Genomic DNA, 11,334 nt, shown 5'->3' on the forward strand with positions numbered 1-11,334 from the left:
AAATCAAAACACACCGCCAAGTGAAAGAGCCGTAAAAACTTCACGCGCTTTAAGTCAGAAAAAAGACTAGTTACCTCTTGCTTGACTCGCCCTTGAAAGGGTGAGATTGCGCAAGCCTAATGTTCAAATTAACCCCAGCTTGAACTAGCTATTGATAGAATTGGCTTAACGATAATGCTGTGAATTTTGATTGCAACATATGTGCACGCCAGTAATATAAGAATGATATCCATAATCTCCTCCAATGCATTTGACCGAAAACGCAGAACTAAAAATAAGTAGATCTGTATAGCGGTCGCATCGAATGAGATTTCGATTCCTATACAGAAGAGTATCCCGTATAGGAATTGGTTAGGTATTTGTGAAAGAATCACTTCAACCGTCTTAATACCAAGAAGGTATTAACGCTGAGATTTAACTTCAACAGCTAGAAGCCACTTTAAATACCAATAGGCATAATTATGCATAGTGCAAAAATCAAGGACCTAAAAGGTAAAGTGGATTGAGAAATCATTATTGGAAATTTGTATTCCGATAATGACTCAGAAGAGTGGTTGTTACGTTGATAGTCTGTGTTGATTGGTTAACCCTAAAGGCTGAACCTCTAGGGTTATAATCAATATAATTGCTTATAAATTTTTAGTCAACAATACAAAAGATTAAATTTCCCGAAATAAGGCAAACAACATTTGATTAATTGAATAAGTGTGATTAATTGAATAAGTGTGATTAATTGAACAGTGATTAATTGAATAAGTGTGATTACCAAGGGATACTGACGGTATAAGTACCAAGCGATTTTGACGTAATCACACTACTACAGATTAATCTACTACAGATTAATCGTTAGTGTAGTAAATCTCTTCGATAAACTCGCTTGGAAAACAAACATCATTAATATCTGATGTTATTGGTGGGCTATATTCGTAATCTTTTTTGAATAGTGCCAATTCACCCACATCCTTTAAATCATCAATATCAGCCTTATTTAAGTAGCTATGAATAAATAACCGTTGCTCAGCGCGTGTCATCCCAACAAACAGCAAACGTCTTTCCTCATCGATTGGTGACTGCATATTTGGCATCGTTTCCTGGATAACATCAAAAATAGCCACATTAGTCCACTCTAGACCTTTAGAGCCATGGTATGTGGTTAAAGTTACCACTGATTTATCAATTTCAGATTTACTGTTTTGCTCTTTAATTTTATCTGAGTAAAGCTTGATTCTTTCGAACCAAGAGCCTGTTTTTGTCTTGAGCCCTTCAAGAAGTAATGTTTCAACAGCGCATTTATTCAGCTTGTCGCCTTTTGAGCGGCGCTCTATGATGAAATCAATCAACAAATCAATTCTGGTGTTTATCTCTTTGGAATCATGAGTGTTTTCAAATAAATAATAATTTGAATAGAACATTTCAAAAGCCGTTCCATTAATTGATTGACCATAATTATTTAGATATGACTCAATATCAGAATTACTCTTGATACTTTCAGAAATTAAAGGAATTAGGTTCTCATCCTCTTTTAAGTACCCTAAAACTTCTGACAAATGGTAGTGTGCAAACTTATTTAAAAGATAAGAACACAGTTTAATTACAAAATCACCAGCGCTTGTTTTAAAAATACTTGTTTGATTGTTTCTTGAATACGCTACTTCATGTTCTATCAGAAACTCTTCTATTGAGTCCAATGCAACATTAGTTCTGCTTAGGATCGCCCACTCACCATCATATTTATTGTAGTTCTCCAAAAATGTTAACAGCATACTTTTTTTAAATTTATGTATGTATGTTTTAACAGTGCCACCAATTTCCTTCCCCGAGACCATACCTTTGGGAATTCTATCTTTATTAAATTCTATTAGATTTTTACTGGCATCTATTATTTCAGGTCTACATCTAAAACACTTTGCAAGCATATGAATATTGGGTTTAAATTCATCTTTAAACTTAAGCATTGTTTCATAACTTCTAGCGCCTCTCCATGAGTAGATACTTTGATCATCATCTCCAACAGGTGTTAGATTAATCCCTCCGCGCCCCTGCAGGGCAATCCACTCATATTGTAGTAAATCTGTGTCTTGAAACTCATCAATCATTAGGTCTGTACAATTTAATAGCGGTATTTCCCCACTTAAAGTTCCTTCTACCGCGCGCCTGGTTGCGTCATCTAAGTCATAAAGGTGGTTCTTTATCTTTAACTCTTGATAACATTCTTTAACTAGCTTAACAGCGTCTTTATCAAACCCTTTTTTTTCATCTAATGGCTGATCATTCAAAATGCTCGTAATGTCATTGAATGTTACTTTTAACTCCGGTAGTAGGTGCTCATTTTCGATGTAATTCTTCAACCTCTCAATAAAGTTGAAGTATGTTGCTCCAATTAGTAGCTTACCTTGCATGAGTTTCTTTGTTTGGTTAAGAAACTGCCTGTGAAATGTAGTTACAGAAACTCTATTTATTGATGATTGTGGAAGAGCTATCTCCAACCTTTCTTGCATTTCGTTGACGGCCGCATTTGTAAATGTAACGAGAATAACCTTCCTGTCATATGATTTTTTTAGTACGTTTTTTACTTTTTCAATTAATGTTTTTGTTTTACCACTACCTGCTGTAGCAAGAATCAAAGAGTGATTATTAACATCGTTAGCTGCTGATTCTTGCTCTAATGTCATCGTCAATGTTAGCTCTCCAACGTTCTTTTGATTTGTAATGATTCAGCTATGTAATTATTTGCCTCTAGATTGTCAGCCAAATCTAAAAGCTCTGCTTTTTCTTCCTTTGTAAATGAGCTCAAATTGGAATTTGTACCTAGAGACAAGATATTTTCCGCTTTTAATAATGCATCATTGCTCATTTCTGTATTATCAAGAACTTTCCTTAATCCAACCTCTTGTGACTCGGTCATAGTGACTTCACCACCAGCTACAGGATGTAGGCCAGACGGGTTTCTCTCTTCAATTGAATTTTCTCTATTGTTAACCATCGCTGCTTCACCAGCGTTTGTTTCATTAAAACTTAGGTTCTCAGAATTAGAGTTGTTCAAAACTGGACTTTCATCTGAGTTAGATTGTTCAAAAGACTCACCTTTCTGAGAAGAATTAGAAGCAATTAACTGTGATTGAGTCTGCACATTATCACCGCTTGTGTCAGGTTTTAGACTAGGCTCAGCAACAATAGAACCACCACTTGCCGATGCCTGAAGGTTTTCTGATTGGTCTGGACTCACAGGACTGCTTTGCAACTCTGGACTAGCTGTGCGGTCACTTAAACCGCTCTCACTATTTAACGTACCGCCAGTATTTACCGATGCCTGAAGGCTTTCTGATTGGTCTAGACTCACAGGACTGCTTTGCAACTCAGGACTAGCTGTGCGGTCACTTAAACCGCTCTCACTATTTAACGTACCGCCAGTATTTACCGATGCCTGAAGGTTTTCTGATTGGTCTGGACTTACAAGGCTGCTTTGCAACTCTGGACTAGCATTGCGATCAGTCGAACCATTCTCACTATTTAACGTACCGCCACCACTTGCCGATGCCTGAAGGCTTTCTGATTGGTCTGGACTCACAAGGCTGCTTTGCAACTCTGGACTAGCATTGCGATCAGTCGAACCATTCTCACTATTTAACTTACCGCCAGTACTTGCCGATGCCTGAAGGCTTTCTGATTGGTCTGGACTCACAAGGCTGCTTTGCAACTCTGGACTAGCATTGCGATCAGTCGAACTATTCTCACTATTTAACTTACCGCCAGTACTTGCCGATGCCTTAAGGCTTTCTGATTGGTCTGTACTCGCAGGGCTGCTTTGCAACCCTGGACTAGTGGTACTGCCAGTAGAACCAACCTCACTATTTAATGTGCCGCCATTACTTACTGAAGCCTGAAGGTTTTCTGATTGTGTGCCCACTAAAGAACGACCTGAATCTGTAGTATTCGGATAAGAATCATCTTTTGTGCCAGAATATTGGTAGGTATCAATACGATCCCTTGAATCATTGCCTGCAATCGATGACTCTTTAGATAGAACATTCCCGCTTTCATCTTTACCAGTACTGTTAACCCCACTATTTACCTCACTTGGCTTGATAGGGGTTTCTTCTATTTCTTCACCACGGTTATTATCAACTGATAAGCTTTTTGGTGTTACGCTCAGTGCATTCTGTTGTGTGACAGAGCTCTTATCATAATCACTTTCATTTACAGACTGTTGCGGCACTGAGGCTTCGCTTGAATTAAGGCTGTTTACAGGTGGATTTGCTTCTTTAGTACCGGCATCACTATAATTCGGTGTGAAGGCAGTTGTGATCGCTTCACTTAATGTTCTTTGTGCTTCTGGAGCTGTACTTAGTAAGTTGTTTATTGTAAGTAGATCTCTCATGTCATCATGAGAAAGATTTCTTGGAGTATCGCTTGTGCCATAAAGGGCGTTCGCGGCAAACTCCTTCGCTTTACTAGAAACACCTTCTGAGTGAATTGCGTTATTAATTACTTGGCTTTCATGCTCCTTAGATGCACTTGATTCATACCCATTTTTAGTTTGCTCATCTGAAGTAATAGAAGCAATTGTATTTGTTAGTGTTTCTGCCTCGCTATCTTTACCTGCAATTAAAAGTGCATCCCTCATCTTATTCAGATCTTCCATTGCTTTAGGGGTGATGTTAGTAAAATCAGGAATACTAAATTCTCGACTAGAAACTTGTGCTGATTTAAAATTATCTAAATTTCGATCATTAAGTTCCTTAAAGCTAACTCCTGATGTATCACCAGTTGCATTAAAGTTTGCTAACGCATATTTAGCTATCTCTTTGGCATCTTGGTCATAATTTCCTTTGGTAATACCCTCAACAAGACCTTGGCCACTAGGTTTCGATCTGTTTTCAGTTCGATCTAAATTTTCTCTCTCATTTAATCCAGCAAACCCAGCCATTGAGCTAGCTTGAGAGTCGTAGTTTACTGATTCCAAACTACCTTTTTGACTTGGCTCATCTTTATACCTTGATGGGTTGTACTGAGGTTCTAAACCTAACTGTGGGGATAACTCATTTAGCGCTTCTAAATGACGAGCGTATTTAGCATCATTAATACCTAAGAAACTATCATCTCCTTTCGTGGCTGCAATTACGTCCTCAATTTGACCGTCATCAAGGTTTGCCAATGCTGAGTATGCCGCAATTAACTCACTACTCTTCAGGGCATTATTAATTGATTCATTCTCTCTCATCTCCTGTACAGCTGAGATATTTTCTTGAGCATTTCTGTAAGGGTTATTAGGTAGCGTTGAAGCAAGAAGAGCTGAGTTTGAATTTAAACTTTCATTGAAGGCAGCTAGAGACTCAGGGCGCATTGCTGTTTGAACAGCCCCAGCATACATTAGTGTTTCATTTGGAGATAAGCGTTCACCATTAATAATCGAACCTTCACCATTTGCTGCGCTAGTTAGTAAGTTTCTAATAGCTTCTGGTGTATTGCTTGATAAAACACTAAAACCCATTTCAATTAGATTCGAATTAATACCTTCACCATTACCAGACTTCTTAAACTCATCCGTAACAGCCTCACCCACTGAAGAGGTGAATAGTGAGCCAATAGAACTAACTACACCGCCAGATAATTCATTAGATTCTGAGCCTAATACTTTTAATGATCCAAATGCATGCGCTAAATTATTTGCATTTTTATCTTCTGACTCAGAAACAACATCCTCACCCTTAGCTTTAACAGCACCTGTACCAGATGCCCCTCTACTACTAACCTCGTTTTGAGATTGCTCTTTGTGTTCAGCAAATGCTTGTGCATTACGCTCATTATTGAACATGTTTATTGGATCAGTCTTTATGCCACTATTTACATCATTACTTAAAGTGTTGGTGTCTATGCCAGTATTATCTTCAGGTTTTGGAATATGTGAATTATCACTCGGTTTATATCCATTCAATTGGTCACTAAATGAAATTAGGCTCGGCGCTTGTAGTGTTTCACCTAGTTCTCTCATTAAGCCTGCAGAAGCTCCTCTTTCGGTATTAGCTTGTTTTAGTGCTGTAACTCCAGTTGAAAGAGGAAGTTGGTTACCATTATGATCTGTAGACAGCACTTCAGTATTTCCAGACATTCTTGCGATTGCATCAGTAACCGTATTGGCCAAAGCAATATTATTTTTTTGGCTTTCTGGTAATCTCGCGTTATCACCTTTATTTACCTGCTCTTTGTGGTAGTCGAACCTATCTCCCAGCTCAGAAATTAAAGCACTTCTCTTGTCACCAGATAAACTATTTAAGCCTTCATCACCAATCAAACTACCTAAAAGAACATGCTGCTGCTCATCTGAAAGTGTTGAAACAATTGAACCGATTGATGCTTTATTTGCTCCTGTGGTTGAGTTTTGAACCTCACCTGCATTCATTTGCGTCATTACTTTTGAAGCGGAGCTAGCTGTATTCCCCTCAGCTTCAAGGGCTTGAGCTTGAAGCATATTTGTATGAGCATTTGTAACAGCTTCCTGTCGGGAAACCGCCTCTTTACTTGCAACTGAGTTATCACTGCTCGATGATTGAGCCATTTTTACTGCATTCCCCCAGTTTGCTTTTATCGATTCAGAAACTTGTGCACGTTCGTCCTCTGACAATCTTTCTGAGGCGCCTACTTGCTTTTGTGATGCCGCTTTTGCTGTGATCGCTGCTTTCGCATCAGCACCTAAACCAAACCCTGCTATTGATGGAGCCCCCTTTGCTACCATGCTTGCCGAGCCCTGTAATACGTGATCATATGCATCAGATAAACTCATGTTATTTTCAGTTGCATATGCTGCGGTTTGTGCCGCTAAGAAAGCTTCGTCCTCTGATAATTGTGAAGTATCCACACTCTCAAATGACTCTCCTTGTTTATACCCTTTGATTGAATCTAAAGTAGCAGATTTACTATCAGTGGCAGTTTTTTGTAATGTTTGGCTAGCGGCTTCAGTATTTGCCAATTGAGTATTTCTAGAGCCAATCGCTGACAACTCAGCTGATGACTGTTTAAGGTAACCCGAGGCTGGCCCTGCGCCACCCGGATTAATACTTACATCATTTCGTTGTCCACCATTCAGTTGAGCTTGGCTCCATTGCCCATATGAGGAATGAACATCACTGGCTTGCATAGTAGTATCACCTTGACTTGCTTTACCTCCATTTGCAGATGTTGTGACATCCGGTGACAATTTCTTTGAATCAATATTTGTATCAGGAGACGTCTTATTAGATACACCCATCATGGTGTGAACACCCCTATGCAGTATATATAAAGTGAGCATAGGAACTGCAGCAGCCAAACTACTTGCCACTGCAATAAATGATTCGATTGTTGACATGCTATGCCCCCACATACCAAATGTGATTGCACTTACACCACCGCCACCAGCTGACACTGATGTAAATCGACCTTGAATAGCAAGTAAAGTAAAAAGGTTAACCGCACTCATGGTTACCGGCCACAAGTTAACCCACACAGTTACCCCAAAGAACATAGCAGCTGATTTCATAGCTTCAGCACCCATTACAAGCATGATTGCAATAACTGGGATCAAGAAAAACACAAAGGCCTCAATGAAGGTTGCAAAACCAATTGATAGCTCCAAAGCTAGGTTTCTATCAGCGGCCATTTGGTAATGTCGCTGAGACTTTGTTTCTATTAAAGTAAGTTCAGAGCGGAGCCCTTGCATATCCCCACTTTTTGCAGCAGCTTCAGCAAAAACATTTGATAAATACCTTCCCGTCGCTAAATGATATGCATTCATTGTCGCGCTTAATGCAGAAATCGATTCCGCCCCGGCTTCAACATCTTGTGGTTTTACATTTTCTTTCTGCAAAAACCTGTCAGTCATCTCTCTGAAACTTGAGCTATCAAAGTAACTTTTGAGCTTCAAGTATGCGTTTGGGCATGTTAATAGCTCCATGGCAGGAGTGTCTATTTGAATATAAGTGCTTCTTGATGGTGTATTAATTCTTATAGACTCAAGGAAGTTTTCCATTGGGGCATTTTTTATTTTGTCAGCATTTAGCTCAGCGTCATTGCCACCAACTTGAAGATCCCAAATTACACAGTCTTGAAGGTAGTTCATTGTAGATGTTTTGATTCTGTACCTTTGGGCATTAACGCCTGAATCTAGTTCTTCAGAGCCCATATATCCAAATTTATCAAGCGCCACTAGCGCCCTCATTGGATCGAGAAATTGACCGGCCTGATAACCATCCGGTGAGGCGAATGAATCTTCATAATCTCGTGAAAGCCCATACATTCCTGAGGTCATCATTGCAATAACAGCTGCTATGCCAGGTGCATCATTCACATAATACACATCTCCAGTTCTTACCGACTCAATAACAACATCTACTTTAGAAAATGGACCACACAAGACCATGAACATACAAAGCCCAATAAACCAAGATAGTACTGGGTTAGAGTTTGGGTTGATCCAACTTTTTACTACAAGAGTCATCAGTGAAAGTAGAGCTGTAGCACCTATCAAAATATGCAAAGATGAAAAGCCAAAATCAAACATTCTTCGAAGGCCCATTAGAACCTCATACATGAACGCTGTTTCACCGATTGAGTAAATTGTAAAATCCATAAAAAAAGCCAGAATATTGAGTCTGGCTTAATCTTAAAATTGAAAAAAATTTTAAAAGCGTGATTTTCAACTGAATTTCAGTATTTTTTGATTAAAATACCTTTTTCTCAAAATAAACGCTTATATCCCCAATTTTATGGTCTTTGTAGTAGCTAATATTTATCGAGTTACCCATCATACTGACAGATACGGGAAAGGCGGGCTCTTCTGTAGACATTAAACCTAGAAAACCATTCTGATTAACAACGTAGTCTCCATGTGAATTTTTTACCGGGTTAAAGTCACCGTCGAGTAATGCAGTCTGCCCCTTTCTAAAAGCAAACAACTCACTTAGTGTTACATCAAAAGCAAACGTATCGGGCAAACAATCAGTTGTTTCTTTTGGCAGTATATTGACTGCGCGATTGCTTATTGAACCATCAGTCACGGATACTTGTTCCAAAGATTTTAGCCACAACTTACGGTAGTCTGTTCGATTAAAGATATTAAACTCTGACCCTGGTAAAAATGGCAAAACATCTATTGGAATTAATTTTACTTTTGCCGAGCTATGCTTGTTATGAATAAAGTTAATATCTAGGACAGCTCGATAGAATTTTACACCTGAAACCTCTATCACAAGAAAAAAGTAAGGCTTGCCTCTCGATAAATCATCTACGCGATTAATATAGCTGCTTCGTACTCCATAGTAGTTTTTCGGACCCCAAAACCAATCATTGAACTCAATACCATCGTAGTCCCCTTCACTAATTAATTCATCAAAGCTAAGGTGCATTGTAACTTGCTTAACATCTGCAAACGGATATTGACGGAAAGGTGATGCCTCGATATTCCCCATATATTCTTCAGATAAATTGGACGTCTGCCCATTTAATACATTTTTGAAGTTCTCTATGCTTTCTCTGTATGCATCCCACATATTTGAATAAGGCAATAAGTCACTATTATAGTCTTTTACTCTCGCTCTAGACTTTTGCAATTCGGATAGTAGTAAGTTTTTAGTAAAATCAATTTCTAAAACTTTTGGAGATAACCCAGTCAAGAGCTGGAGTGTTAGCATCGATACACCTACTTTAAATTCTGGCCAGTGTGCAGTTTTTCCAATCGATGGAAATTGAGGGTTTACATCTAACAGATTTGAATCAAGCTGCGCACACTCTTCATTTCGAATATTTACTCCATTTGAGATACTTTTACGAGAGTAACTTTGGGCTGCAACTAAAGCGCGGATGTTCAATACTTCTGAGAGCTTAAGGCCACCATAAATCATTTGGTCTTCACTAATTTGAGGTTCTTTGATTTTATAGTCTGATATTGTCACTAGGTTAGATAATTTGCTTTGGATATCAGCAAAGAATTTATATTCAAACACCTTTTCTTTGAGTCTTTTTTTCATTGATGATTGTTTTGTTTCGACGCCATTAAACAGAAATACTTCGTCATAAATCCTAATAGTATTCTTATTAGCCATTAACTCAGGACCTTCAGCTAACTCAAAAGTAGCCGTTGCATTAAGGGTACTTTGCTCTTGCTTAATGTTTAGCTCTTTAAGTTTTGCCCTTATATTCGGCAATAATTGATTGCCGCTTATAACATTCGTGTTGAGGTTTACTTTTGCTTGCTCCACAGCTTTTTTGTGAAGTAAATACTCTATTACTTGTGCGTCGTACTCAGTGGTATTATCGAGCGTTAAATTGACACTAACCTTTTCTGCACCATAAGCACTCCCGATCGCATGGAATACAATCGATATAAAAGCCCCATTTGCTAGCGCTTTCAATAAATTCATTAAAACGACCTCTAATAACTAAAACTGTATTAATCATTTCATAAATTTCATTTCGTGCAGCGGTTAAAAACAAAACTAAATATCAATTATTTACAATAGGTTATAAAAAAACCTCATTGTGTTTTTTATATTTTCACAAACCTGCATTCAATAATTTATACTTTTCAGCTTGAAGGAGGATTTATGAAATTTGTATTTTTACTAGTCATTTTTGTATTGAGCCATGGCGCTCATGCGGCTGATACTGTCAGAGTTATCAAGTTTAAAACTATCGGCCTCACGGTTAATGAGTACAACATTGCAGATTTAATATATAAAGAAGCAGCTCAAAAGCTAGGCGCTTATTTCATTGTTAACAATTCTCAAGCCGGTTTATCAAGCTACAGCGAGAAGGCCAACATCTTACGACCTATTTCTGTTAATATTGTTGATTATACAATCGAAGATAGTGAAGTGATTGCGACCATACGCTACGATCATGCAGCTTTAGAAGTTGTAACGGAGAACTACAAGTTATACATGAGGAACAAGAAAAATTCCGAAGAAATAGTTAACGCGGAGATAACTGAATTTTGTCAAAAATTCTCATCTAACTATTTAGAAATCAAGAACACTCTTTCTAGCTCAGAATTCAACTATTCAACAGCCCCTTCAAAGGATGATGAGCTCCTTAAACTATCAAAAAAGTCTGACTCTATAAGTCAGTTATTGATTAATGAATGTAATTTATAGGAAATCTTTTAATACTTCTCTTTAACACCTATTTCCAAAAGGGCGGCTTGCTGCCAATAGCTAACCTTCAAGCGTAACTCGTTTCTGTCGGATAGACGACACCTGTTACCAAGTGTCGCCCTCCTAAGAACCGTACGTGCAACTTTCACTGCATACGGCTCAAGCCTTCACGAAGGCACCTAATTGGTACCCAGCAACTTATAAAGCA

Annotated in this window: 4 protein-coding genes; 1 reads left to right on the plus strand and 3 read right to left on the minus strand. The window is 38.3% G+C overall.

The window, feature by feature from the left end; all coding sequences use genetic code 11:
- Positions 1-839: 839 nt before the first annotated feature.
- The 3 genes from L1266_RS21275 to L1266_RS21285 form a co-directional block, all read right to left on the minus strand.
- On the minus strand, positions 840-2,672 hold the full coding sequence (locus L1266_RS21275; protein ID WP_235378309.1) for a UvrD-helicase domain-containing protein: 1,833 nt from the start codon (positions 2,670-2,672) through the stop codon (positions 840-842).
- An 8-nt stretch (positions 2,673-2,680) separates the two neighbouring features.
- Entirely contained in the window at positions 2,681-8,605 is a 5,925-nt protein-coding gene (locus tag L1266_RS21280) for a conjugal transfer protein TraG N-terminal domain-containing protein (protein ID WP_235378310.1), read from the minus strand.
- 91 nt (positions 8,606-8,696) lie between these two features.
- A complete protein-coding gene (locus tag L1266_RS21285; protein ID WP_235378311.1) occupies positions 8,697-10,394 on the minus strand; it encodes a hypothetical protein in 1,698 nt (565 codons plus the stop codon).
- A 183-nt stretch (positions 10,395-10,577) separates the two neighbouring features.
- Between L1266_RS21285 and L1266_RS21290 the strand changes: the two genes are divergently transcribed.
- Complete coding sequence (locus tag L1266_RS21290) at positions 10,578-11,126, plus strand: hypothetical protein (protein WP_036973812.1); 549 nt, start codon at positions 10,578-10,580, stop codon at positions 11,124-11,126.
- Positions 11,127-11,334: the final 208 nt, after the last annotated feature.

Origin of the sequence: Pseudoalteromonas sp. Cn5-37, from assembly GCF_021532495.1 — a bacterium.
GTDB classification, from domain to species: Bacteria; Pseudomonadota; Gammaproteobacteria; order Enterobacterales; family Alteromonadaceae; genus Pseudoalteromonas; species Pseudoalteromonas simplex.

Excerpts from the sequence above, each read along its gene's own strand:
- L1266_RS21275 (WP_235378309.1), bottom strand. The coding sequence starts at position 2,672 with ATGACATTAGAGCAAGAATCAGCAGCTAACGATGTTAATAATCACTCT.
- L1266_RS21280 (WP_235378310.1), bottom strand. The coding sequence starts at position 8,605 with ATGGATTTTACAATTTACTCAATCGGTGAAACAGCGTTCATGTATGAG.
- L1266_RS21285 (WP_235378311.1), bottom strand. The coding sequence starts at position 10,394 with ATGAATTTATTGAAAGCGCTAGCAAATGGGGCTTTTATATCGATTGTA.
- L1266_RS21290 (WP_036973812.1), top strand. The coding sequence starts at position 10,578 with ATGAAATTTGTATTTTTACTAGTCATTTTTGTATTGAGCCATGGCGCT.